General features: G+C 61.0%; 19 protein-coding genes and 1 rRNA gene. 6 read left to right on the top strand and 14 right to left on the bottom strand.

Going from position 1 to position 24,520, the window contains the following annotated elements; genetic code table 11:
- Positions 1–33: 33 nt before the first annotated feature.
- The 4 genes from HBN98_RS04980 to mdaB form a co-directional block, all read right to left on the bottom strand.
- On the bottom strand, positions 34–1,755 hold the full coding sequence (locus tag HBN98_RS04980; RefSeq protein WP_083367074.1) for a carbamoyltransferase family protein: 1,722 nt from the start codon (positions 1,753–1,755) through the stop codon (positions 34–36).
- A gap of 562 nt (positions 1,756–2,317) precedes the next feature.
- Positions 2,318–3,211, bottom strand: coding sequence for an NAD-dependent epimerase/dehydratase family protein (locus HBN98_RS04985; RefSeq protein WP_083367075.1), 894 nt, complete (start codon positions 3,209–3,211; stop codon positions 2,318–2,320).
- Positions 3,212–3,314: 103 nt separating this feature from the next.
- On the bottom strand, positions 3,315–4,226 hold the full coding sequence (locus HBN98_RS04990; RefSeq protein WP_083367076.1) for a LysR family transcriptional regulator: 912 nt from the start codon (positions 4,224–4,226) through the stop codon (positions 3,315–3,317).
- Between the two features lie 161 nt (positions 4,227–4,387).
- A complete protein-coding gene (gene mdaB / locus HBN98_RS04995; RefSeq protein WP_083367077.1) occupies positions 4,388–4,978 on the bottom strand; it encodes an NADPH:quinone oxidoreductase MdaB in 591 nt (196 codons plus the stop codon).
- 181 nt (positions 4,979–5,159) lie between these two features.
- Here mdaB and HBN98_RS05000 point away from each other — a divergent pair, with 181 nt between their 5' ends.
- A complete protein-coding gene (locus HBN98_RS05000; RefSeq protein ID WP_083367078.1) occupies positions 5,160–5,474 on the top strand; it encodes a putative quinol monooxygenase in 315 nt (104 codons plus the stop codon).
- Here the strand turns inward: HBN98_RS05000 and HBN98_RS05005 are convergent.
- Entirely contained in the window at positions 5,464–6,228 is a 765-nt protein-coding gene (locus HBN98_RS05005; RefSeq protein ID WP_083367079.1) for a sulfite exporter TauE/SafE family protein, read from the bottom strand. The genes HBN98_RS05000 and HBN98_RS05005 overlap by 11 nt on opposite strands.
- A 227-nt stretch (positions 6,229–6,455) precedes the next feature.
- Here HBN98_RS05005 and HBN98_RS05010 point away from each other — a divergent pair, with 227 nt between their 5' ends.
- The 4 genes from HBN98_RS05010 (at position 6,456) to HBN98_RS05025 (ending at position 8,840) form a co-directional block, all read left to right on the top strand.
- Positions 6,456–7,337, top strand: coding sequence for a LysR substrate-binding domain-containing protein (locus HBN98_RS05010; protein ID WP_083367080.1), 882 nt, complete (start codon positions 6,456–6,458; stop codon positions 7,335–7,337).
- Positions 7,338–7,381: 44 nt separating this feature from the next.
- Positions 7,382–7,957, top strand: a complete 576-nt coding sequence (locus tag HBN98_RS05015) for an NAD(P)H-dependent oxidoreductase (protein ID WP_083367081.1) — start codon at positions 7,382–7,384, stop codon at positions 7,955–7,957.
- Between the two features lie 47 nt (positions 7,958–8,004).
- The gene (locus HBN98_RS05020) at positions 8,005–8,376 is read left to right on the top strand and encodes a MerR family transcriptional regulator (protein WP_083367082.1); all 372 of its coding nucleotides are present in this window, start codon (positions 8,005–8,007) and stop codon (positions 8,374–8,376) included.
- Positions 8,377–8,489: 113 nt separating this feature from the next.
- Complete coding sequence (locus HBN98_RS05025; protein WP_003221437.1) at positions 8,490–8,840, top strand: cupin domain-containing protein; 351 nt, start codon at positions 8,490–8,492, stop codon at positions 8,838–8,840.
- 192 nt (positions 8,841–9,032) lie between these two features.
- Here the strand turns inward: HBN98_RS05025 and mmsB are convergent, their stop codons facing one another.
- Positions 9,033–9,920, bottom strand: coding sequence for a 3-hydroxyisobutyrate dehydrogenase (gene mmsB / locus HBN98_RS05030; RefSeq protein WP_083367083.1), 888 nt, complete (start codon positions 9,918–9,920; stop codon positions 9,033–9,035).
- Positions 9,921–9,929: 9 nt separating this feature from the next.
- Complete coding sequence (locus tag HBN98_RS05035; RefSeq protein WP_083367084.1) at positions 9,930–11,456, bottom strand: CoA-acylating methylmalonate-semialdehyde dehydrogenase; 1,527 nt, start codon at positions 11,454–11,456, stop codon at positions 9,930–9,932.
- Positions 11,457–11,605: 149 nt separating this feature from the next.
- On the opposite strand from HBN98_RS05035, the gene HBN98_RS05040 reads away from it, so the two are divergent.
- On the top strand, positions 11,606–12,553 hold the full coding sequence (locus HBN98_RS05040; RefSeq protein WP_083367085.1) for a LysR family transcriptional regulator: 948 nt from the start codon (positions 11,606–11,608) through the stop codon (positions 12,551–12,553).
- Here the strand turns inward: HBN98_RS05040 and yfiB are convergent.
- The 7 genes from yfiB to rrf all read right to left on the bottom strand — a co-directional run bounded on the left by yfiB (position 12,550) and on the right by rrf (position 24,514).
- A complete protein-coding gene (gene yfiB, locus HBN98_RS05045) occupies positions 12,550–13,044 on the bottom strand; it encodes an outer membrane lipoprotein YfiB (RefSeq protein ID WP_064585853.1) in 495 nt (164 codons plus the stop codon). The two genes, HBN98_RS05040 and yfiB, sit on opposite strands and share 4 nt — an antisense overlap.
- Before the next feature lie 5 nt (positions 13,045–13,049).
- On the bottom strand, positions 13,050–14,318 hold the full coding sequence (dgcN, locus tag HBN98_RS05050; RefSeq protein WP_064585852.1) for a diguanylate cyclase DgcN/YfiN: 1,269 nt from the start codon (positions 14,316–14,318) through the stop codon (positions 13,050–13,052).
- Entirely contained in the window at positions 14,315–14,890 is a 576-nt protein-coding gene (yfiR, locus tag HBN98_RS05055; protein ID WP_083367086.1) for a regulatory sequestration protein YfiR, read from the bottom strand. The genes dgcN and yfiR overlap by 4 nt, the downstream gene beginning before the upstream one ends.
- 119 nt (positions 14,891–15,009) lie before the next feature.
- Positions 15,010–17,109: an exodeoxyribonuclease V subunit alpha gene (gene recD, locus HBN98_RS05060; protein ID WP_083367087.1), complete on the bottom strand. Its 2,100-nt coding sequence runs from the start codon at positions 17,107–17,109 to the stop codon at positions 15,010–15,012.
- A complete protein-coding gene (recB, locus tag HBN98_RS05065; RefSeq protein ID WP_083367088.1) occupies positions 17,106–20,795 on the bottom strand; it encodes an exodeoxyribonuclease V subunit beta in 3,690 nt (1,229 codons plus the stop codon). Before recB ends, recD begins: the two co-directional genes overlap by 4 nt.
- A complete protein-coding gene (gene recC, locus HBN98_RS05070) occupies positions 20,792–24,244 on the bottom strand; it encodes an exodeoxyribonuclease V subunit gamma (protein ID WP_083367089.1) in 3,453 nt (1,150 codons plus the stop codon). Before recC ends, recB begins: the two co-directional genes overlap by 4 nt.
- 154 nt (positions 24,245–24,398) lie before the next feature.
- Positions 24,399–24,514, bottom strand: a 5S ribosomal RNA gene (rrf, locus tag HBN98_RS05075).
- Between the last annotated feature and the right edge of the window lie 6 nt (positions 24,515–24,520).

Below are 24,520 nucleotides of genomic sequence, written 5' to 3' on the forward strand. Positions count from 1 at the left end.
AGGGCTCCCGCAGGAGCCCTGAATACCTTCCATTTATTCAAAGCGTTGCTGAGTGAAGCTGTTTTTGCCTTTGCGCCAGACGATCAGCGATTCACTCATGACCACCAGATCGACCATGCCTTCTTTCAGCGCATCCAGTGCGTCCTGGGAAGAGCACACGATCGGTTCTTCATGGCGGTTGAACGAGGTGTTGATCAGCGCCGCCTGACCGGTTTTCTGGTGCCAGGCCGTCAGCAGGCGATGCATGAACGGATCGCTTTGCGGGCGAATGATCTGCGGCCGCGCGGTGCCGTCGATGTGCACCACGGCCGGACTCGCCTCGGTGAACTGCGGGTGGCAGTCGTAGGTCATGGTCATGGTGTCGGCGGCCACCTGATCCTCATCCCAACCGACGTAGCAGGCCGGCGCCTGCTCGATGGCGGTGACCGGGCCGAACGGCATGAACTCGGTGCGGTGCATGCGCTTGTTGAGCCAGTCGTTCACCTCGGCGTCCTGAGCGTGATAGACGATGCTGCGGTTGCACAGCGAACGCGGACCGAACTCCATCTTGCCCTTGAACATGCCCAGCACCTGATTTTCCATCAGCGCCTCAGTCAGCATGTCGATGATGTTCGACGGCGTGTGATAACCGAGTTCAGGGTAGTCGCGGTTGATCAGGTTGATGTTCTGCGAAACGCTGCGCGATTGCGGCCCGAGCATCATCGACGGAGTTTTGAAGCGAGTGCCGTTTTCCAGGTACGCGACACCGACTGCAGCCGCCAGTGCCAGGCCGCCATCGCCCATGCAGGGCAGCACGTAAACGTTTTTCACGCCCGGGATTTCGCGCAGGCGCTGGTTGAGTTTGACGTTGCCAAACACGCCGCCGGCCAGGCACAGGTTGGCGCTGCCGCGCTGCGCCAGATGATGAGTGACGGTCGCCACCAGCAGGTCTTCGCTGTGACGCTGCACGGCGGCGGCGATGTCCTCGGGGGTTTCCCGGGCAAACAGGGTTTCCAACGGCTCGCTGTAGGTGTTGTAGGACGGCAGGAACAGATCGCCGCAGCAGGCCTTGATGCGTCCGTCTTCGAAACGGATCATCTGCTGCATCACCCCCAACAGTTTCTGCGGATCACCGAAGGCCGCCAGCCCCGTGACCTTGCCCTCGTGCCGGTTAGGTTTATAACCGAGCAGGTGGGTGATGCGGCCGTAGAAATAGCCCAGGCTGTCGATGCTGGTTTCACGTTGCAGCACGGTGGTTTCCGTGGGGCTGTACCAGGTGACGGTCAGCGATTGAAAGTCGCCGCGTCCGTCGCAGGTCAGGGTCAACGCATCTTCGAACGGCGAGCAGACATAGGCACCGAGCGCATGGCATTCGTGGTGATCGATGTAGTACGCCTTGCCCTGCAAACCATTGGCAGCGATGAACTGGTCAAATTCGCCGCGCTTTTCCTTGTCGTTGTTTATTTCGTCGGTCACCCGTTGCCGGAACTGCGCCAAGCCTTGCGGGTTGTTCCTGACCTCTTCAACGATGCGGTCGAAATACAGCTCAAGATGTTTGTCGGCACTGAAGCCGGCGTTCCATCCGTAGGCGACATGATCGACGTCTTCCAGTGATACACCGGCCTGGCTCAACACAAACTCGATGGATTTGGCCGGCCAGATTTTATGGTCCTTGATGCGGGTGAACCGCTCTTCACTGACCGCGGACAGAATCTGACCATCACGCACCAGGCAAGCACCCGCCAAATCGTTGTTCGTAACACCCAAAATGATCATAACTATTCCTTGTCTTCGCCAATTGAGGTGACGGCTTCGCCCACGCGCGTAGCGTGCAATGCGCCAACCAGAGTCAATGACAGATGCCGGCCGTCATGGCCGACCATCACTCACGGGGAGTAAGCGGATTCATGTGTGTCCGCCGGGAGATACACCTTCAGAAGAAGGCATCAATGTGTGCTGCCATCGCAAATTCCTTTTGCCAGAAAACTCCAGGGGCGGTGCTGTGCTGAACAGGCCTCATGCCTGCAACACGTCGAGGGCGACAGGCATCGCAGCCGCCTTCGTTTCACCGGGGTAGCAGCCTAGTCGGTTATTTCCCGAGCGCCCGTCGAAGGCCCTGCTAAAAATTAAATTCCACTGGCATGCGGCGTATTTGCGGGGGTTTACCGGGACAAAAAAACGGGCGATGACGGCGTGCCATTCAACTTTTCTGTTGTCTGATCCAGCGCTTTCGCGAGCAGGCTCGCTCCCACAGGTTGATTGCATTCCTTCAGCCAGAATGCGTTCTATTTGTGGGAGCGAGCCTGCTCGCGAAGGGCTTGATGCGCTGCAGCAGGATTCACACCATTTCGTTACGAATCCACTCCACCACCGACGTACGCTTCGGCGCCCAGCCCAGCAGTTCGCGGGCGTGTTTGCCGCGTACCCGGCTGTTGGAGCCGAGGCCGTAGTTGGCCATTTCATAGCCCCATTCGGCTTCGGCGTCTTTCAATGGCCAGTCTTGTGGCTTGCCGAGATTCAAGGCCTGGGCCATGGCGGTGGTCATGTCGATGAACGACGCTTCGCCGCTTTCGACAAAGTAGAAGGTGCCCGGCACGTTCTTGGTCAGCGCCAGCAGGTACAGGGCGACGACGTCTTCGATGTGCACGTTGGACCAGATGTTCTGCCCGGTGCCGACATGACGCACCACACCACTCTTGCGCGCCTGCTTCAACAGTCGCGGCAATTGCACGCTGTCGCGCTGCACACCCAGGCTGTGGCCGTAGATCAGGGTGTTGCAGATCACCGCCGAGTTCACCCCGTCCTTCGCTGCCGCGAGGATCAGGTTGTCGATCGCCACGCGGGCCGCCTTGTCGACGGTGGGTGCCGGCAGGTGGTCTTCGAAGTAGATGACGTCGCTGGATTTTCCTCCCGACGCATCGCCCACGATGCTCGATCCGCTGGTGTGCAGGAACACTTTGTTCGACCCGCGCAAGGCGTCGAGCAAGGCTTCGACCGCTCCGCGATGGTCGCTGCTGGCGGCGTTGATCACGGCGTCAGCGGCGCGAGCCTGCCCGGCCAGCAACGCGCTGTCTTCGAGGGTGCCGATCACCGGGGTGATGCCCAGTGCTTTCAGCTCATCGGCCTGTTCGGTGCTGCGCACCAGGCCCGTGACGTGGTGGCCGGCTTGAACCAGACCGGTGGCGATGGAACCGCCGATAAAACCGGCGGCGCCGGTGATGAATACGTTCATGGAGAAACTCCCTGCGTGAGTAATTGATGCAGCGAGTATCGACCGGTCACCCCGATGGAAAAACCCGTCCTCGCCCAATTCACTCTTGCGCAGGGATCACGAATCAGCCCTTGAAGTCGGCGCTGGCGTAGGCCGCGAGTTTGCTCTGGATGAAATCGAGGAAGCACTGAATGCGCAGCGCCAGTTGCGAGTTACGGTAGTACACGGCGTTGATCGGCTGGCGATAACCGCTGTTGAATTCCGCCAGCAGCACCTTGAGGCGCCCGGCGCGAATGTCGTCGATGGTCATGAAGTGCGACAGGCAGGCAATGCCCTGGCCCTCCAGCGCCAGATGGCGCACGGTCTCGCCGCTGGAAGCACTGATCGCCGGGGTGATCGGCCAGCGGTCACCGTGCACGTATCGTAGCGGCCACTGGTTGAGGCCTTCGTTGTGGGTGAAGCCGAGCAAAGTGTGTTCGCTCAAGTCCGCCACTTGCTGCGGCGCTCCGCGCCTCTCCAGATAGGCCGGACTGGCGACGATCAGCAACGGACTGCAACCCAACGAACGCGCATGCAACGTCGAATCGGCCAGGGTGCCGATGCGGATGGCGACGTCGGTGCTTTGTTCCAGCAGGTCAATGATCAGGTCGTTGCTGTTGAGTTCGAGCTGGATGTCCGGGTACAGCCCGCGAAACTCGTCGATGTAGGGCACGATGGCGTGCAGCATGAATGGCGACGCGGCATTGATTCGCAGGCGTCCGGACGGGGTTTGCTGGCGTGAGGACAGACGCTCTTCGAGGGCATCCATCTGATCGAGAATCAGCTTGGCCTGCTCGAAGAAATACTTGCCCTCTTCGGTCAGGTCCATGCGCCGCGTGGTGCGGTTGATCAGCGTGGTGTCGAGCTTGGCTTCCAGCCGCGACAACGTGCGGCTGACTGCCGACGGCGTCTGCCCGACCTGCTCGGCGGCAGCGGAAATCGAACCGCACTCGATCACGCAGACGAAAATCTGCAACTCATCGGATCTGGCTTTCACGGAAACTCTCTAATCGAATGCATATTCATTGTGGCGAGGGAGCTTGCTCCCGCTCGAGCGCGCAGCGGTCGCAAGTTCTGTGGGACTGCTGCGCAGTCCAGCGGGAGCAAGCTCCCTCGCCACAGGACTTGGCCAAGCTATTCGATAGTAGCTTGATTCACTCAAGCCTTGAGGCCAAACACCTCTTTCAGATGCTGCTCATAGCGCGCCACATCATTCTCGATGTTCGGACGCTTCATCACGTCCACACAGAGGAACGTTGGCAAAGCAGTCATGCCCAAAAACTGGTTGGCCTTGTGGAACGGGAAGTACACCGCGTCGACACCCTTGGCTTCAAAGAAGTCAGTCGGGTCATCGAAGGCCTGCTGCGGCGCATTCCAGGTCAGCGACAGCATGTATTGCTTGCCCTGAATCAGGCCGCCGCTGCCGTACTTTTGCGACGCGTCGGAACGGGTGCGACCATCGCTGGCATAGAGGCTGCCGTGGCCTTCTGTGAAGACTTCGTCGAGGTATTTTTTCACGGTCCATGGCGCGCCCATCCACCAGCCCGGCATCTGATAAATGATCACATCGGCCCAGAGGAACTTGGCGACTTCTTCAGCGACGTCGTAGCCCTCGTCGATGAACGTGGTTTTGACATCCAGGCCGCCGCGATCCAGCACGCTCAGCGCGGTTTCGTGCAGGGTGGCGTTGTATCGACCGTCGGAGTGAGCGAATTTTTTGCCGCCATTGAGCAACAACACTTTTTTCATGAGAACGCCTCGTGCAGCCATGGGCTGGAGAAAGATGGAAAAACGAATGGCGGCAGGTTAACCACCCATCTCGCGCGGAATAAGCCACGTCGGCGCAAAATACATTTGATCAAAAAGCACGAATCGAATACCGATTGTTGCAATAGCATTTCCGGCCATCAGCATTTGAGGAGTTGTTTCGATGAGTGAACGCCACGGTTTCATCCTGCACGCCAAGACCCGCCCGGAAAAAGCCGAGGCCTTCGAAGCGCTGTTTCGCGCCTATGTCGAGCCGAGCCGCGCCGAACCCGGCTGCATCGAGTACCACATGCTGCGCGACAAGCAGGACCCGACGCTGTTCATCTTCTACGAGATCTGGGAAAGCCAGGCGCATCTGGACGTGCACTCGAACCTGCCGCACATGCGCGAGTTTTTCGACAACCGCATGACGTACCTGGAGCGTGATTTCGATATCCGCCCGATCGAGATGCTCAGCACGTCGTCGGCTAACCGCTGATCAGCAGATGGGTGCCGAGCGCGCCCAGTCCGAGAAAAAACACGCGCTTGAACAGCCCGGCGCTGATCCGCTGGCGCAGCCATTGGCCGAGCCACATGCCCAGCAGCGCCGGGATCAGCGCCAGCAGCGAGGCGTTCAACTCAGCCGCGCCCAGCGCACCGCGCCAGAACAAGCCGCCGGCCAGCGCCAGGGTCGAGACCGTGAACGACAGGCCCAGCGCCTGCACCAGTTCATCACGGTTCAAACCCAGCGCCTGCAAGTAAGGCACGGCGGGGATCACGAACACCCCGGTGGCCGATGTGATGACGCCCGTGACCACCCCGCACACCGGGCCGAGCCACGGCTCATGCCGAGGATTGACCTGCAGCGTCGGCAGCAACAAGCCGCTCAACGCATACAGCAACAACGCCGCACCTAGCCCGCGCACCACCCAATGCCCACCCGTCATGCCGATCAACCCTGTACCAATACCGGTGCCGAGGAAGATCATCAGCAGCATCGGCCACAGGCGTTTGAGCAACCCTCTCAAATGCCCGCCGAATGCCAGTTGCCAGACGTTGGTCAGCGTCGCCGGAATGATCAGCAATGCCGCAGCCTGCGACGGCGCCATAGCCAGACCGAGCAGGCCCATCGCGACCGTAGGCAGGCCGAGGCCGATCACGCCTTTGATCAGGCCGGCCATGATGAACGTGGCGAGGACCAGCAATGACAAGGCCAGGCCGAGGTTCTGGTAGAAATCAAGAAGTGTGTTCATGGCGCTACTGTGCGCTTTGGCGAGTGTGCTGAAAATCTGCCATATACTGAGGCTGCCTCTGCCAATGCAGAAGGCTACGTATTCGATCAAGACTTCTGGCCTCATCGCTGGCAAGCCAGCTTGGTTTCAGTGTGGATCACAGGATTTGTGCACAATACAAATCCTGTGGGAGCTGGCTTGCCAGCGATGGGGGCCGCCCAGACACCACAAAAACCAGAGGCTGCCCCATGCACTTCGACCTCACCGACCTGCGCCTCTACCTGCACATCCTCGACAGCGGCAACATCACCGCTGGTGCCGGACGCAGCCATCTCTCGCTCGCCGCCGCCAGCGCGCGGATCCGGGCCATGGAAGCCTCACTGGGTACTGACTTCCTGCAACGCGGGCGCCGTGGTGTCACACCGACACCGGCCGGCAAGGCGCTGGCTCGCCACGCACGGATCCTCCTGCAACAGGCCGAGCGCATGCAGCAGGATCTGGCCGAGTACGCCCAGGGCGTCAAAGGTCAGGTGCGGCTGTTGTGCAACACCACGGCCATCACCGAATACCTGCCGGAAGTGCTCGCAGACTTTCTGCGCGAGCATCCCAACCTCGACATCGACCTGCAGGAACTGCCCAGTGCGCGCATCACCCACGCCTTGCGCCAGGGCGCAGCCGATATCGGCATCGTTTCCGATGCAGTGGACACCACCGATCTGCAGACCCAGCGGTTTCGCGACGACCCGTTGCGGCTGATCGTGCCGCTCGGGCATCCACTGGTCGACGCCGCCGAAGTCAGCTTCAGCGACGCCCTGCAGCATGATTTCGTCGGTCTGAGCACCGACAGCGCACTGGCGATCTACCTCGAAGAACAGGCGCTGCACAGCGGCTCGCGCATGCAGGTACGCATCCGCGCCGACGGTTTCGACGGGGTGCTGCGCATGGTCGCCCGAGGCGCCGGCCTCGCCATCGTGCCGGTGGCCGCCATCGAACGCGCGACGCCGCGCACCTTCAAGAGCATTGCCCTCAATGAGCCATGGGCGCGTCGCACCCTGATGCTCTGCGCTCGGGATTTCAGCACCCTGCCCGGTTATGCCAAAGCCTTGCTGAAAGCCTTGACTCTCCCCTGAGGGGCAGACTTCATCCTTGGCGTTCAACGGCAAGGAGCATGACCATGGGCAAACGCATTCTGCTGATTCTCGGCCATCCCGGCGCGTCGAGCTTCTGCGCCGCACTCGCCGAGCGCTATGCACAATCGGCGCTTGATGCCGGACACCAGGTGCGTCAGTTGCGTCTGGGGGAAATGGCTTTCGACCCGGTGCTGCGCCAGGGTTATCAACAGGATCAAGCGCTGGAAGAAGACTTGAGCCGCGCGCAATCCGACATCCTCTGGGCCGAACATCTGGTGCTGGTCTACCCGATCTGGTGGGGCGGTATTCCGGCGCTGCTCAAAGGTTTTTTTGATCGCGTACTGCTGCCGGGATTCGCCTTCAAATACCGAAAAGGCAAAGCGTTCCCCGAGCAATTGCTCAAGGGGCGCACCGCGCATTTGCTGGTGACGATGGACACGCCCTCCTGGTATTACCGCTGGATCTACCGCATGCCGGGACTGCATCAGGTGCGCAAGACCACCCTGCAGTTCTGTGGTATCAAACCCCTGCGCACGCTGACCTTCGGCCCGCTGCTTGACTCCAGTGATCGACAGCGCCAGCGCTGGCTGCAACAGGCGCACGCTATCGCCCGCGGCTGAGTCTGCCGATAATGCGCCGCAGGGTTTCACATTGAAAAAGGACTTTTATGTACATCGGCCAAGCCGCGCAACGTGCCGGCACCACCATCAAAAGCATTCGTCACTACGAGGCGATCGGTCTGCTGCCCAAGCCCCGGCGCCTGGGGAAATACCGCCTCTACGACCAGCAGAGCATCGAACTGCTGATCTTCATCAAATGCGCAAAAGAAATGGGCTTCCGGCTGCGGGAATTGCAGACACTATTCGCCGCGCATCATGGTCAAGCCATGCCGTGGGATCTGGCACAACAGGCCATCGAGGCAAAAAAACGCGAGATCAACAGCAGCATCGCTGAGCTGACGCGGCAATACGCCCAGCTGGAAGGCTTCGAAATCGATCTTGAACGGGCGCGGGCCGAATGCCCGCTGGAGAATCTGTGACGGTTTGCGCGTTTCTGAGCAGCTCGATGTCGAGCACAGACAACTGAGCGGCAATCGGGCGCTATAGGGTGCGAGCTGGTTTCTTTGCCATCCGCCCACTGCCCGGAGTTCTCATGACCGCGACCGCCCCCATCACCGTTTTGCGCGACACCCACCCGCTGCCGGTTCTCGACGCCTGCAAATGGGAAAAACTCGAAGGTGACCCGCACACCGTCAACCTCAATGCCTACACCAGCGAAGACGGCAGCAAGATCATGGGCACCTGGATCTGCACCCCAGGCAAGTGGCGGGTCGATTATGTGAAGTGGGAGTACTGCCACTTCCAGGAAGGCTATTGCATCATCACCCCGGACGGCATGGCGCCGATCCATCTGCGCGCCGGCGATATCTTCGTGGTTGAACCGGGGATGAAAGGCACGTGGGAAGTGGTCGAGACCGTGCGCAAATACTTTGTCTTCGCCTGACAAGCAAAAGATCGCAGCCTTCGGCAGCTCCTACAGGGGTACATTTCCCCATGTAGGAGCTGCCGAAGGCTGCGATCTTTTGTGCGTCCTATAAAAACCTGTGGCGAGGGAGCTTGCTCCCGCCCGGCTGCGCAGACCTGCGGGAGCAAGCTCCCTCGCCACAGAAGATCACCCCCACAATTTGCTGCCTGTTTATTGCGGCTTGCGATAGCTGTTGATGATCGCCGAGAAGTCTTTCCCGCCGTCCCCACGCAGGCTCATCGCCTGATACAACTGCTGCGCCACCGCGCCGAGCATCACCGGTTGGTGCGCCTGACGCGCCGCTTCGGTGGCCAGCCCCAAATCCTTGAGCATCAGTTCGGCCCCGAAGCCGCCGCTATAACCACGCGAGGCTGGAGCTGTTTCAACGATGCCCGGCCACGGGTTGTACATTTCCGAACTCCAGCAACGCCCGGTCGAGCTGTTGATGATCCCGGCGAGCACTGTGGTGTCGATCCCCAGTGCATCGCCAAGGGCCATCGCTTCACTGACGCCGACCATCGAGATCGCCAGCAGCAGGTTGTTGCAGATCTTGGCGATTTGCCCGGTGCCGACTTCACCGCAATGCACGATGTTGCGGCCCATCTGCGCCAGAACCGGTTGCAGGGTGGCAAACAGCTCGGGCGTCGCGCCGACCATAAAGGTCAGCGTGCCGGCGGTCGCGCCACCGGTGCCGCCGGAGACCGGTGCATCCGCCATCGCCACGCCTTGCTTGGCCGCTGCGGCCGCGACATCACGGGCAGTCTGTGGATCGATGGTGCTGCAATCCACCGCCGGCACACCCTGGCGAATGCCGGCCAACACACCGTCCTCGCCGAGCCAGACGCTGCGCACATGCACCGCCGCCGGGAGCATAGTGATCACCAGTTCAGCGTCTTCGGCCGCTTCACGGGCCGAGGCGCGGATGCTGCCGCCCAGTTGCGCCAATTCCGCCAGCACGGTCTTGTTCAGGTCCACCAGGTTCAGCGAGTGGCCGGCCTTGATCAGGTTGCGCGCCATCGGCGCGCCCATGTTGCCCAGACCGATAAATGCGATTTTCATGGCCGTTCCTCAGCGCAGGTTGATGGTGGTGTTCACGCCGTCGTTGACGCTGTCGTCGTCGAACCAGCGCGCCGTGACCGTTTTGGTCTGGGTGTAGAACTGCACCACTTGCTTGCCGTACGGGCCGAGGTCGCCGAGTTTCGAACCACGTGACCCGGTAAAGCTGAAGAACGGCACCGGCACCGGAATCGGGATGTTGATGCCGACCTGGCCGACGTCGATTTCCGTCTGGAATTTGCGCGCCGCCGCACCGCTCTGGGTGAACAGGCCTGTGCCGTTGCCGAACGGGTTGGCGTTGACCAGCGCAATGGCCTGGTCGAGGGTGTCGACTTCCAGCACCACCAGCACCGGGCCGAAGATTTCCTGGGTGTAGATCTGCATGTCAGTCGTCACGCCCGAGAACAGGGTCGGGCCGACGAAGTTGCCCTGCTCGTAACCCGGCACCTTGATGTCGCGCCCATCGAGCTCAAGCTTGGCGCCTTCCTTGATGCCGCTTTCGATCAGATCGAGAATCCGCGCCTTGGCTTTCTTCGAGATCACCGGGCCAACATCGGTGCCCGGCTCGCTGCCGGCGTTGACCTTGAGTTTTTGCGCCAGCGCTTTCAGATCCGGCAGCCATTGTTTCGCCGCACCGACCAGCACCACCACCGACGTGGCCATGCAGCGCTGACCGGCCGCACCGAAACCGGCGCCGACCAGCGCATTCAACGCTTGCTCGCGATTGGCGTCCGGCAGCACCACGGCGTGGTTCTTCGCGCCCATCATCGATTGCACGCGTTTGCCGTGCTTGCCCGCCAGGTCATAGACATGGGTGCCGACTGCGGTCGAACCGACGAACGACACGGCTTTGATGTCCTTGTGGGTGCACAGGCCATCAACCACGTCCTTGCCACCGTGCACCACGTTGAGCACGCCCGCCGGAACGCCGGCCTCGATCGCCAGTTCCACCAGCAGCATGGTCGACAGCGGGTCCTGCTCCGAAGGCTTCAAGACGAAGGTGTTGCCGCAGGCGATGGCCATCGGGAACATCCACAGCGGAATCATCGCCGGGAAATTGAACGGCGTAATGCCGGCGCACACACCGATTGGCTGGCGCAGGGTGTAGGTATCGACGCCGCCCGCCACGTTTTCGGCGAACTCGCCCATTTGCAGGGTGCCGATGGAGCAGGCGTGCTCGACCACTTCCAGGCCACGGAAAATGTCGCCCTCGGCGTCGGCAATGGTCTTGCCCTGCTCGGCGCTCAGCACCACGGCGATGCGTTTGGAGTGCTCGCGGATCAGCGCCTGCAGCTTGAGCATGATGCGCATGCGCGCGCCGATCGGGGTCAGTTTCCAGGTCTGAAAGGCGCGGTGTGCGGCACTGATCGCGGCATCGACTTCAGCGGCCGTGGCGAACGGTACCTTGGCCAGCACTTGCTGGGTCGCCGGGTTGACGATGTCGTGCCACTCGGTGGTCTGCGATTCGACCCACTCGCCGTCGATCAGCAGCTTGACCTTCTGGACCGTGGTTTCGTTGGGCGTAAGCGATGCGTTCATGCTGGTCTCCGAAACTTGTTTTTATCGTAGGAGCCAAGGCGATAGGTTCGCCTTGAGATGAGGCGTGTGTCACGAATTGGTTGTCGGACTGTTTTTGGAGTATAGATGTGCAAACTTCTAATAAGAACGCACATATAAGCCCGTCCATCATGCAAAAAAACATCACCTCCCTGGGGTCGCTGAACTGGGACGACCTGAAGTTTTTCCTCGAAGTCGCCCGCACCCGCAAGGCCAGCACCGCGGCCAAACGGCTCGCCGTCGACTACACCACCGTGTCGCGGCGCATCAGTTCGCTGGAAGCCGCGTTGGGCACATTGCTGTTCGAAAAGTCGCGCACCAGCGGTTTCGTGCTGACCAGCGAAGGCCAGCGTCTGCTCGGTTATGCCGAGTCGATTGAAAGCACGCTGCACATGGCGTGTGAGCAGGTCTCGGGTTCTGGCGTGGCCCTCTCCGGGCATGTGCGCATGGGCTGCACCGAAGGCTTCGGCAGCTTTTTCATCACCCCGCAGTTGAGCCATTTCGTCGACGCCTACCCGGCGATCTCGGTGGACATCCTGCCGCTGCCGCACTTCATCAGCCTGTCCAAACGCGAAGCCGACATCGTCATCGCCTTGGAACGCCCGGAGCACGGCCCGTATGTGTGCTGCAAACTCTGCGACTACCGGTTGCAGCTCTACGCCACCCAGGACTACCTCGACCAACACCCACCGATCCGCCGCCCGGCCGATCTGGGCAAGCATCAATTCATCAGTTATGTGGATGACCTGGCGTTCAGCTCGGAGCTGCTGTACCTGGCGAACGTGCTGCCCGGCGCCAGCGCCCATCTGCGCAGCACCAGCGTGATCGCGCAATTCGTCGCGGCGCAGCAAGGGCGTTCACTGGCGATTCTGCCGTGCTTCCTCGCCGCGCAGGATCCGCGCCTGCTGCCGGTATTGCCCGAGGAAATCGACATCACCCGGCAGTTCTGGATGTACTGCCGGGAGGACCTGAGGAAACTCAAGCGGATCACCCTGTTGTGGGATTACATCCGCGAGGTGACCGAGCGCAATCAGGGTCTGCTGATGGGGCAGACGCGGGAGATGCAGTTCGCCGATTAATCGGCGCTGACCACAATCGACACCCGGCGATTTTCGGTGCGTCCTGCGGCGGTGTTGTTGGACGCCACCGGCTCACTGCTGCCCAATCCGCGCAACTGGATGTTCTCTTCCTTCATGCCGACGGTGGTCAGCACCTTGGCCACGCTCTTGGCCCGACGCAGCGACAGTTGCTGGTTGTAGGTTTCTTTACCGGACGCATCGGTGTGACCGTCGACCCGCACCCGCTCAATGCCGATCCCCACCAGCGCCTTGCCGATGCGTTCGACGATCTCGGTGCTCTGCGAGTTCAGGCTTTCGACATCACTGCCAAACAGCACTTTGCCCGACAAGCCGAACGCCCAGCCCTCGTCGGTCGGCTCGAAGCCCTGTTGTTTGAGTACGGCGATCTGCGCCGGGGTCAGGCCTTTTTGCGGTGCGGTCTGGCAACCGGTCAACGCCAATACGGCAATCATCAGCAAGGCGGAAAACAATCGAGCGGGAAATGTGAACACGGGAATCAGCTCCTGGTTTGAAAATTGACGACCGGGTTCTCCGACCCGGCAGTGAATTGAGCGCCACGCGACAAGCGCTTGGCCTGGTACATCGCCGCGTCGGCGGCGTTGAGCAAGGCGCCTGGCGTGACGCCATGATCGGGAAAGACCGCAATGCCGATACTGAGCGAGGTCACCACACTGGTATTGCCTGGCAGTGCAATTGGCATGTCCATGCTGGCAAGAATCTTGTCTGCGATACGCTCGGCATCTTCGATCTTGTGCAGCGGCGCGAGCAGCACGGCGAACTCATCGCCGCCCAGCCGTGCCACCAGATCCTCTTCACGCAGCTGCGCGCGTACCCGGTTGGCGACCGCCACCAGCACCGCATCGCCGGCGGCGTGGCCGAAGTTGTCATTGATGCCTTTGAAGCGGTCGCTGTCGAGGAACAACACCGCGACCCGTTCGTTGAGCTTGCCGGCATTGCGCAGCGCGCGAATCAACCGACCTTCGAAAAACGCCCGGTTCGGCAAGCCGGTAAGGCTATCGTGGCTGGCCTGATGGGCGAGGGTTTCGTTCTCGCTTTGCAGGTGGGTTTGCCAGGATTCGAGTTCGTCGAGCAGGGCATTGAAGTCGTTGCCGAGGTTATCCAGCTCGGCGATCTGCGCTGGCGGTACGCGTCGATCCAGCGCGCGCTCGCTGCGAGCGGCATGGGCCACCGCCGCGAGGCTGCGAAGCGGGCCGGTGATGCTGCGCAACTGGCGGCGCGCCAGATACAGCGCGACCCAGGCACTGATCGCGGTACAAAGGATGATCCCTGCCAGACCGCTGAGCAAAAATCGCATCAGGCTGCCACCATGGCCGACCAGCAGAACGTGGCCGACTTCACGGTCCTGATGCACGATCGACAGGCTGATCGGTTTTTCCAGAATGCCGCGAGCGATCTGCATTTCCAGCCCGGAGAACAGCCCGTTTTCCGGTCGCTGCCAACGCGCCAGTAACTGGCCCCGCGCATCAAAGACCTGGGCATCTGCCACTTCTTCGGTGGACGCGATCAAGGCCAGCGCTTCGGTGGCGGCGGCCTTGTCGTTGAACACCACCGCCGCTTCCACGGTGTAGCTGATGGAGCGCGCAATCAGTTGCAGATTGTGATCGGCGTAGACCCGCAGCGCGAGAACCCCGAGCAGGGTCAGCGACACGCTGGCCATCGCCACGGCCACCAGCGCGACAATCAAATGTCCACGGCCGATGACCGAGCCCAGTGTCGGGCGGATTTTCGAACGAAACAGGCTCATGGTGCCGCCGGTTTGCGGCGCGACAACTGCAGCACGCTCGGATGGATGCGTACACCACTGCGAGCGACGGAGTCGAGATTGACCTCGAAGGAGACTTGCTCATCGCCGACCCGCAGGCAGAACAGGCTACCGACCGTGCACTGATCGCCACCTTCGCTGATGCTCAGCACCGGATGACCGATCAACGAAGCAAACAGCCGACTGCGTTCATCCGCCGTAAGTTTGCCGATGTACACGGCGTCGCATTCACTGACGATCACCGGATTGTCGGCCAGTAAACGACGTACGGTCACCGGCCGCCCTGTGGCTTGCGTGGTGCCTTTGACCAGATCGTCGGTGTACTCGGTGGGGCCGACGATGCACAGGCGCAGTTGCGCTGGTTCCACCGGCCAGCGGGCGTAACTGAGAATGCCAAGGACGACTTGCGTCACCGATTTGGCCCGTTGCTCGGCCATGCCGACCGGTGTTGGTGATTGGGCGACAGCCACGCCCGCCAGCAACCAGAGCAGTCCGACAAGCAACGCCTGCTTGCAGCCAACTACGCGCTCTGTCGCCCAGACAGCCACCTTCATGCAGGGATTCTCTTGGATCGTACCGAAATGATGCCGCAACGATAGCACAGCGGAGTAACACCCGCGAAACAGTGACCTCTGACCGGTTGGTCAGTAATCTCCGCCGACCACCCGACTTCTCACCCCTGAGCCACGTTCCACTCTTCCAGTTCCAGCATCAGTCCGCTCAGACGCTTGACCTTGCGCTGCACCGCCTCTTCAAACACGCCGGCCCGGGGTTCAATCAAGGTAAACCAGTGCTTGGCCCGAGTAATACCGGTATAGATCAATTCCTTGGTCAACACCGGGTTCAACGCGTCCGGCAGGATCAGCGCGGTATGCGCGAACTCTGAACCCTGGGATTTGTGCACCGTCATCGCGTACACCGTTTCCACATCGTTGAGCCGGCTCGGCAGCACGAAACGCACGCCACCCTGGCCATCGTTACGCGGAAAGGCGACGCGCAGCACCGGTTTGCCGGCATCCGGGCCTTCTCGCTCGGGCAACTTGAGGGCGATGCCGATATCGCCGTTCATCAGGCCCAGACCGTAATCATTGCGGGTCATCAACACTGGCCGGCCTTCGTACCATTGCTGGTCATGCTCGATCAATCGCGCCTTGAGCAGGGCTTCGATGATCCGCAGATTCAGCCCTTCAACGCCCCAAGGCCCCTTGCGCACGGCACACAACAATTGAAAGGTGTCGAACGCCTGCAGCACATCCCGCGCCCAGTTGACCCAGTCCGGATGCTCCAGCGGCCTGCCTGCCGGCGGACGTTGTTGGCGCAGCACGTTTAGATAGTGGCGATAGCCTTGTGGACCGTCGCCATGGCCCTCAAGCAACAGCCGCTCAAGCTTGTGATCGTGCTCGCCCTTGAGCGGCAGTGAAAACACATCGTCGTAGTGACCGGCCGCCAGCAACTGGCGCGCCTCCTCCGGCAACTGCTGATTGACCCGGCGCGCAAGCTGACCGATGCCGCTGCCTTCACCGAAACGCCGGGAATGACGCAACATCACCAGTTGCTGGGCCAGCGGATGGGAACCGTCGCGATCCTCTTGCAGGCCACTGTCCCGCAAGGACTCAGCACTGACCGACTCCAGCCACTGCCGGGTCTGCGGGTTGTACCAGCCTGCCTCGGCATCACGACACAAATCACCCAGTACCGCCCCGGCCTCCACCGAAGCGAGCTGATCCTTGTCGCCGAGCAGCACCAGACGCGCATGCGCCGGCAATGCATCAAGCAGGTTGGCCATCATCTCCAGGTCGATCATCGAGGCTTCATCGACCACCAGCACATCCAGCGGCAAGCGGTTGCCGGCATGGTGACGGAAGTGTCGAGTGCCGGGACGACTGCCCAGCAGTCGATGCACAGTGGTCACGTCACACGGGATTTTCTCGCGCACGGCTTCGGCGACTTTCAGCGACTGCACTTGCTGGCTGATGGACTCGGTCAACCGCGCCGCCGCCTTGCCGGTCGGTGCCGCCAGACGAATGCGCAACGGCTGGCCGGCCTCCACCGCCGGCGCCTGGAGCAGGGCGAGCAGGCGCACCACAGTGGTGGTCTTGCCGGTCCCCGGACCGCCGGTGATGATGCTGAAGGCACCGCGCGTGGCAAGGGCGCAGGCGAGTTTCTGCCAGTCGATGACCGCTCCCGCCCCGGCAGGGCCGAACAACTCGTCGAGACGCTGGGGCAAGTCATCGGGTGGCGTTTCACCTTGAGCCAGACGCGTGCGTAACGCTGCATCGATACGGCGCTCATACGCCCAGTAGCGCCGCAGATACAGACGCTTGCCGGACAGCACCAACGGTCGCTGTTGTGCCGCGTCGCTGGCGTCTGCCGCCAGTGCCACCAGCGCACTGCTCGCCAACGCCTTGCACCAATGGGCGCCATCCAGCGTTTCAAGTAATTGCGACGGCAGCAGCAACAAGCCGCCCTGCTCATCGCCTTCGGGTGGCAGAGACAGCGCGAAATCCGGGGCCTTGAGGGTTTCGAACAGGTCCAGGCAGACATGCCCGTGACCCAGTTGATGGCTGGTCAGTGCGGCCGCGAGCAGCACCAGAGGATCGGACTCTGGTGCCAGCTCGTGCAGAAAGCCAACGAAGGCCTTGTCCAGCGAACGGAGCCAGTTTCGTTCGACCCAACGATCGAGCAACAACAGGAGATCGGCGGCACTCGTCAGCGGCGACAGGCCCGACGGGTTGTCGCTGGCCAATGACAGGTCGGCGAAGGTGCGGTTCATAACAGGACTCCCTGTTCCCAGGCGGGTTCGCTCTTGGGTTCCGGCTTACCCTGGAACAGGCGATCCAGTCGTTCGATCAGCTCCCGTGGCGGGCGCGCGAAATACACGCCGCGACTGTCTGACCGGGTCCCGCGCAGGAATACATACAACGCACCACCGACATGCCGGTCGTAATCGTAATCGGGCAGCCGCGCCTTCAGTTGCCGATGCAGCGCCAACAGGTACAACACGTATTGCAGGTCGTAACGGTTGTCGAGGATCGAGCGTTCCATGGCTTGCTCGGTATAGGCCGCATCATCAACGCCCAGCCAGTTGGATTTGTAGTCGGCCACGTAGTACCGACCCTCGTGTTCGAAGGTCAGGTCGATAAAGCCTTTAAACATGCCGTTCAGTTGTACAGGCTCGGCAGCCACCCGAGCCACACCGTTGTGGGTGTATTGGCGCACCCACTCGTCGAGTTTGAGCACATCGACCTTGTGACTGGCGAACCAGAACTCCATCTCGACACGGTACTGTTTCAATTGCTCGAGAACGACCGGAGGCTGCCTGCCACCCGTTGGCAGCGGCGAATTGAGCAAATGGTGCAGCCATTCACTGAGGGTGTTGATCCAGCCCTCCCAGCCGCGCAGGTTACAGCGCCGACCAATCGCATCCATGAGCGACTCGAAGGAAACGGCAAAGCCTTCGTCGCCGGCCCACTCCAGCAAACCATGGAGAAAGGTGCCCGGGTTAGGGCCGCGGGGGAATCGGTGGATATCGGCACCTCCGGCGACGATCTCGCGCGGCGCATCCGGGTCGAGGCGCTCGTCATCAAACAGTTTTTGCGCTTGTGGACTGTCCGGCGCCTCATCACTGCCGACACTCAACACGTCACTGATGCGCAAGGCACTGTAGGAGGCAATCCACCAGTTCTCACTGGCCTTGCGCTTGGGTACCAAAGTGGCACTGAGGATCGCCTGATTGCGCTCGGGGCGATAAATCTCGTCGGTCGCTTGCGGCATTTCAGCCAAGTGTATGGCTGCGCAGTCCTGCTGCAGATCCAGCAGCCAACGGCTCAGGCTGGTTGACTCACTCAGTTTTTCGCCGCCACCCAGCAGATAACCCAGCGCCGAAAGGTGAAGCACCGAACTGTTGTTATTGCCGCGCTTGAGATCCGTGACACCCAGCCAGCAGGCATGTTGCGCACGCGTCAGAGCGACGTAGAGCAGACGAAGGTCCTCGGCCAGACGCTCATCGTCCGCCAGGGCAATCAACTCGGCAGTCGGTTTCAGCGTCACCTGAGCCTTGCCGGTTGCGTCGTGGTAATGCAGCGGCAAGCGGCTGCCGTCCACCGGTTTTGCCGAGCAGATGAAGGGCAGGAACACCAACGGATATTCAAGCCCTTTCGACTTGTGGATGGTCACCACCTTGACCAGTTGCTCGTCACTCTCCAGACGCAATATCTGTTCTTCTCCGGCCTGACCGGACAACGCCAGCAGCTCGGCCAGATGTCGAATCAGCGCTTGCTCGCCATCGAGCTCCGCTGCGGCCTGCTGCATCAGTTCCGACAAGTGCAAAAGGTTGGTCAGCACCCGTTCACCATCACTGCGGGCGATCAGGGTCTGCGGCAAGTGAAAGTCGTGCAGCAGGCGTCGCAACATCGGCAATACACCCTGCTTGCGCCAAAGCTCACGATATCCCCGGAACTGCATGACGCGCGCTTCCCACACCAACTCGTCCTGATTCAGCCGCTCCAGCTCAGCCAACGGTAAATTCAGGGTAATGCAGGCCAGTGCGGCCTTCAGCGAACGTTCGACATCCGGCTCGGCACAGGCCTTGAGCCAAGACAGCAAGTCATGCGCTTCCTGAGCGGCGAAGACCGAGTCCTTGTCCGACAGATACACGCTGCGGACCCCACGGGCGGCGAGCTCTGTGCGCACGGCTTGAGCCTCTTTGCCATCGCGCACCAGAATGGCGATATCGGAAGGCCGCAAGCCTCTGAAGTCTTCTGCGTCCTGAACGAACCCCGCTGCACCGCTTTGCCCACCGTTGAGCAATGCGGTGATTTCGCTGGCACAGGCCGCCGCCAACTGTTGGCGATAGACCGCGCCTGACAGCGGCTGGTCCGTCGGCAGGTGCCAGACATTCAGCGCCGCGACATCCTGGCCGGCGATCTGCAGCCGCTCTTTGCGTCCCTGCGAATCAACCGGCAGGAACGGAACCGGGTTTTCCCCGTTCTTTTCCCGAAACAAAAACGCGCCGCGTCCCTGCTCACGAGACTCGGCGCGTTCGAATACATGATTGACCGCGTTCACCATGCCATGGCTGGAGCGGAAGTTGGTGCCCAGCGTATGCAGGCGGCCGGTGGTAGCCTGACGCGCACGCAGATAGGTGTAGATATCGGCGCCACGGAACGCGTAGATCGCCTGCTTGGGGTCGCCGATCAGGAACAGGCCAGTGTCCGGACTGTTATCTTCGATGCGATAGATGCTCTCGAAGATCCGGTATTGCACCGGGTCGGTATCCTGAAACTCATCGATCAGCGCCACCGGAAACTGCTCGCGGATCACCGCCGCCAGGCGCTCGCCGCTGTCGGATTGCAACGCCGCATCGAGGCGCAACAGCATGTCATCGAAACCCATTTCCGCACGGCGACGCTTCTCTTCCTCAAAGCGTGCCCCCACCCATCTCGCGGCGTGCTGCAATACCGCAGCATCGGGGGTTGGCAGCGAGTCGAGGCTCGACTTGAGCCCCGGCATCGCATCCAGCCCCGGATGACTCGGTGCCTGGCCCTTCCAGGCTTCGGCCATGCCGTCAGGCGTCAGCCGGGTGAAACCGGTACCGATGTCCAATTGCTCCATGGTCTCGTCTACGGCCCAGGCCTTGAGCTTCTCGAACCAGGGTTCAAAGTAGCGCGCCTGCATCTTGCGGCCATCAACGGCTTTGTTCGCAACGCCCTCATGACAGATCACCAGCAGTTCATCTGCCCACTGACGCCACGGCATCTTCAGTTCGAGCAACGCGGCGCGGCGTTCCTGCAGGCACTCGTCGATCAACTCTGCGGGGGCCTTGCCTTCATCGCTGTCGCGCTCACTGCCAAACAGACCGCGCACCCGTGGCAATAAAGCGGCCGGACCGCCCCAGTTAGCGCGAACCCAGTTCAGCGCATCGCCCTGCATCGGATAACAGAACAGCCGCCAGTAGTCGCGCAGCACTTCGCCAAGCAAGTCGCTGTGATCCGTCTCCAGGGATTGGGTAAACAAGCTGCCACTGTCGAACGCATGTTCTCGCAACATGCGCTGGCACCAACTGTGGATGGTGGAAACGGCCGCTTCGTCCATCCATTGCGCGGCGATGTCCAGACGATTGGCGCAACCGGGCCATTGTGCCGGCTCAAACTGCTCGCGCAATTCGGCGATCAGTCCATCGGGGGCCGGGGTTTCTTCACGGAAAAATCGTGCGGCCTCAGCCAGCCGCGTACGGATACGTTCACGCAGCTCCTTGGTGGCGGCATCAGTGAAGGTCACCACGAGAATCTGCGGGGGCAGCAGTTCCCGGCCGAAGCCGTTCGATTCGCCGCCGTGCCCGAGGATCAGCCGCAGATACAGCGCCGAGATGGTAAAGGTCTTGCCCGTCCCGGCACTGGCTTCGATGAGCTGACTGCCGTGCAGCGGGAACGCCAGGGCCAGAGGTGTCTTGGTGGTCATCCGCGTGCCCCTTCGCTGGTCAAGGAGCGCCACGGCGCTTCATATAGAGGGCGATACAACGCGTCGCACCAACCGGAGAATGTTTCGTCGGCAATCAATGCATCAAAGTCGGCGAATTGGCGGGACAGCGCAGGGCTTTCACGGCGCTCGCCTTCGCTGTTCTGGCCGTCGCCTTCGTAAGTTTTTCTGGCAGCAGCTTCGGCCTTGAGCGGGTCAGTCTGCGCAAGCAAAGCGAAAGCTGTCTTAACCGCGATCGGCAGCGGCTGGCGCATGCCGGCCTGCCAGGCGAGCAGCAGATCGCCAAGAAAGCGCATGGCCCGGTCCTGCTCCATCGGCTCAAGCAGCAGCGTATCGTCACTCGCCACCAACGCCGTGGTCAGCGTGAGTCCGCTGGCGCTGGCCACCAGGTGATTGACCCAGGGCTTGGTCAACCGATGCCATTTTCGACTTTTGATCGAACCGATGCTGTTGGGAATAGCCGTGACCGACAACACGCCACCGTCGGCGCGCTGGTGCAAACCGGCGAGCCAGCCCTCAATACGCACGCCTTGCAAGTCGAGGTTGACCGGGATCGCACTGGTTACCGGCGTTGGCCACAACGCCAATAGCTGTTTATACCGTTGCAACAAGTCGGGCAACGGCTCGATCAGCTCCCGTTGCAGGCATTCACCAAAACCGGCCATGGGCAGCAGGCCACTGTTTTGCAGGCGCCGGGCCTGATCCTCAAGCGCCCGATCAATATTGTCCGGTTGCCGGAGTGCGGCTTCGAGCAGGCTGTCGCTGAGTGTGTAACGCTGCAATGCATCCAGCACGAAAGGTTCTTCGTCCGCCAGGGGCGCTTCGGCAGCTTCGAAATAGACTTTGAGTCGCTGGGTAAAAAAGTGCCGGACCGGATTACGCAGGAAGTCCTGCAGCAAGGCCAGGCTCAATGGCTCTTCTTGAACATGCGGCGTCAGTAGCTCTGCCTCGTGTCGCGGTTCATGGCTCTGGTGCAGAACCTGCCATTCACGGGCATAGCTGAAGAGCTGATCGCCCTCATGGAAATAGCGCGAGCTGAAAGGTTGCAGTGGATGCTCCTCGGTCATGGCGCTCAATAGATCCTGCTGCTCATCGCGCAGCCGCCAGCCGCTGGCGAGGTGGTCGCGCAACTGGCCAATCAGTACCGAAGCAGGTCGCTCACTGTTGTCGCGAATGCTGCGGCCAACCCAACTGACGTAAAGCTGATCCCGTGCAGACAGCAGCGCCTCGAGCAACAGATAACGATCGTCCTCACGCCGCGACCGGTCACCTGGGCGGTAATCGCTGCCCATGAGGTCGAAGTCCAGCGGCGGTTGCGCTCGGGGGTAGTCGCCATCGTTCATCCCCAGCAAACAGACAAGTTTGAACGGGATCGCCCGCATGGGCATCAACGTGCAAAAGTTTACTGCGCCGGCAAGAAAACGCTGGGACAGACGGCCCTGATCCAATCCCGCGAGCCAGGCTTCGCGAACCACCGTCAACGGCAGCTCATCTACCAGCCCTACAGACTCACAGGTCTGCAGCCAGGTCTCGCGCAGCTCTTCAAGTTGCGTCAGCAGATAATCGTCGTGCTCGTTACTGGCCTTGAAAAACAACTGCATCAGGACTTGCAGACGCTGCCCCCACACCTTGGGTTGAGCAGCCTGAGTGAGCTCGTTGTGGGCCAGTTCCAATGCGTCGAGCAAGGCCACCAACGGCCCGATCAACGCAGCATCCAGTCCGCCAATCTCATCGTAAGGCTCGATGCCCGCGCAGGCGCTGGAGCTGCCGACAGCGTACCCCAGTAACATTCGCCGCAAGCCGAAATGCCAGCTGTTCTGCTCCAGCTCATCCGGTAAACCCAGACCGGAACGCTGCTCGGCGTTCATTCCCCAACGCACACCCGCGCCTTCGATCCAGCGGTGCAGCGTTGGCAGATCACGCTCTTGCACGCCAAAACGGGCGCGTAATGCAGGAACGTCGAGCAGGTCGAGGATCTCACTGACCGGGAAGCGACTGTCCGGCAGTTTGAGCAGGTGCTCGACCGCAATCAGCAACGGGTCCCGACCGCGTTGACCCTGGTCGGCCAGGGTGAATGGGACAAAGCGTGGGTCTTGTCGGTCCAGTTGACCAAATACCGCCCGGATATGCGGTGCATAGCTGTCGACGTCCGGGACCATCACGATCACATCGCGTGGACGCAGATCCGGATTGGCGCTGAAGCGTGCGAGTAACTGATCGTGGAGAATCTCCACTTCGCGTTGCGCACTGTGGGCAACGTGAAACCGTATGGAGTCGTCGTGCTCGAGATCAACAGCAGGCCAGTGCTCACGTGTTTCGTTGAGTGGCCGCAACTCGAGAATATCGTCCTGAAGTTGATTGAGCAGGTTTTGCGGTTGGTTTTCGCCGAACAGGTCGATTCGCCCATCACGAAAGGCGGCGCGATAACTGTTGGGGTCGTCATAGCTGTCGAGCAGGTTGATGTAGTCACGACCTTGCTTGCCCCACGCGGCGAGCAGCGGGTGGGCGTGTTGATGCAACGCATCAGGATCGAGTACGGCGGGCATTCCGCTCTTGCGACTCTGACGCTTGTATTGATGTCGCAGCAGATCCTTGTCGGCGACGATATCGGCCCAATGGTGTCTGCAAGGGTTGTGCACGCACAGCAGCACCTGGCTGAAACGCGCGAGTCCGGCCAACGCTTCAAGCACTTGGGCCGGCAATGACGATATGCCGAACACGATCACTCGCGAGGGCAGCCCCGCTGGTGCATGTTCAAGGGAGTTTATGCGCTCGATAAAGCGCTGATGAACGCCGGCTCGACTCTGCGCCATGCCTTGCTCACCAACATCATCCAGCAGTGCACGCCACAGTTCAGCCTGCCAGCAACTGACGGGGGGCAGTGGCTTCGCCTCGCCTCTGACATTGCGTAACTGATGCCGGCCGTCGGCCCAATCCTCGAGCCAGTCGGCCCGATACACTTGATACTGGTCGAAGAGGTCCGCCAGGCGCTCGGACAACTGGTAGCGCTTGCGCAAATCAGTGTCATGCGTGAGGAAGCGTTGCAGCGGTTCGAAATGCGGGCGATCAATCACCTGCGGTAACAGACGCATCAGCCGCCAGGTCAACGGGGCTTTGTCGAGCAGGGATGTGGCCGGGATTTCGTCTCGGCCTAACACCATGCGGTAGAGCTGCCACATGAAACTGCCGGGGAGCTGCACATCGATGGCCGCGGCTATTCCGCAGCCACCGAGGTCATCTTCTTCAGGGTCTTCAGCCAAGGCCAGTTTGAGCCATTGGGCGATACCGTTGCTCTGCACCAGAGCGATTTCATTCTCCAAGGGCGCCAATGGGTAGCGGCGCATGATACTGACCACCAGGCTGCGCAGCTCATCCAGGCTATTGCTCTGGACCACCATGAATGCAGCGTTGAGGGACGAGGCGTCCGGCATAAAAGCTTCCTTGGAAAAGTACAAAAGCCAGGGCAGAACCTTAGCACTGTCGGCTGGCTGTGACAGCCGGAAGGGGCATCTGCATGCCGTAGGAACTTTCCTGCGGGCAAAACAAAACCCCAACTGCTTTCGCAATTGGGGTTTCGGAATTTAATCTTGACGATGACCTACTCTCACATGGGGAAACCCCACACTACCATCGGCGATGCATCGTTTCACTTCTGAGTTCGGGATGGGATCAGGTGGTTCCAACGCTCTATGGTCGTCAAGAAATTC

Origin of the sequence: Pseudomonas koreensis, assembly GCF_012986595.1 — a bacterium.
Taxonomy (GTDB): Bacteria; Pseudomonadota; Gammaproteobacteria; order Pseudomonadales; family Pseudomonadaceae; genus Aquipseudomonas; species Aquipseudomonas koreensis.

Bases quoted from the DNA above. Each gene is read 5' to 3' on its own strand.
- mdaB (WP_083367077.1), bottom strand. From the start codon at position 4,978: ATGAAAAAAGTGTTGTTGCTCAATGGCGGCAAAAAATTCGCTCACTCC.
- HBN98_RS05005 (WP_083367079.1), bottom strand. From the start codon at position 6,228: ATGAACACACTTCTTGATTTCTACCAGAACCTCGGCCTGGCCTTGTCA.
- mmsB (WP_083367083.1), bottom strand. From the start codon at position 9,920: ATGAAAATCGCATTTATCGGTCTGGGCAACATGGGCGCGCCGATGGCG.
- HBN98_RS05020 (WP_083367082.1), top strand. From the start codon at position 8,005: ATGTACATCGGCCAAGCCGCGCAACGTGCCGGCACCACCATCAAAAGC.
- HBN98_RS05025 (WP_003221437.1), top strand. From the start codon at position 8,490: ATGACCGCGACCGCCCCCATCACCGTTTTGCGCGACACCCACCCGCTG.
- HBN98_RS05010 (WP_083367080.1), top strand. From the start codon at position 6,456: ATGCACTTCGACCTCACCGACCTGCGCCTCTACCTGCACATCCTCGAC.
- recD (WP_083367087.1), bottom strand. From the start codon at position 17,109: ATGAACCGCACCTTCGCCGACCTGTCATTGGCCAGCGACAACCCGTCG.
- dgcN (WP_064585852.1), bottom strand. From the start codon at position 14,318: ATGAGCCTGTTTCGTTCGAAAATCCGCCCGACACTGGGCTCGGTCATC.
- HBN98_RS04980 (WP_083367074.1), bottom strand. From the start codon at position 1,755: ATGATCATTTTGGGTGTTACGAACAACGATTTGGCGGGTGCTTGCCTG.
- recB (WP_083367088.1), bottom strand. From the start codon at position 20,795: ATGACCACCAAGACACCTCTGGCCCTGGCGTTCCCGCTGCACGGCAGT.
- recC (WP_083367089.1), bottom strand. From the start codon at position 24,244: ATGCCGGACGCCTCGTCCCTCAACGCTGCATTCATGGTGGTCCAGAGC.
- HBN98_RS05040 (WP_083367085.1), top strand. From the start codon at position 11,606: ATGCAAAAAAACATCACCTCCCTGGGGTCGCTGAACTGGGACGACCTG.
- yfiR (WP_083367086.1), bottom strand. From the start codon at position 14,890: ATGAAGGTGGCTGTCTGGGCGACAGAGCGCGTAGTTGGCTGCAAGCAG.
- HBN98_RS05035 (WP_083367084.1), bottom strand. From the start codon at position 11,456: ATGAACGCATCGCTTACGCCCAACGAAACCACGGTCCAGAAGGTCAAG.
- HBN98_RS05000 (WP_083367078.1), top strand. From the start codon at position 5,160: ATGAGTGAACGCCACGGTTTCATCCTGCACGCCAAGACCCGCCCGGAA.
- HBN98_RS05015 (WP_083367081.1), top strand. From the start codon at position 7,382: ATGGGCAAACGCATTCTGCTGATTCTCGGCCATCCCGGCGCGTCGAGC.
- HBN98_RS04985 (WP_083367075.1), bottom strand. From the start codon at position 3,211: ATGAACGTATTCATCACCGGCGCCGCCGGTTTTATCGGCGGTTCCATC.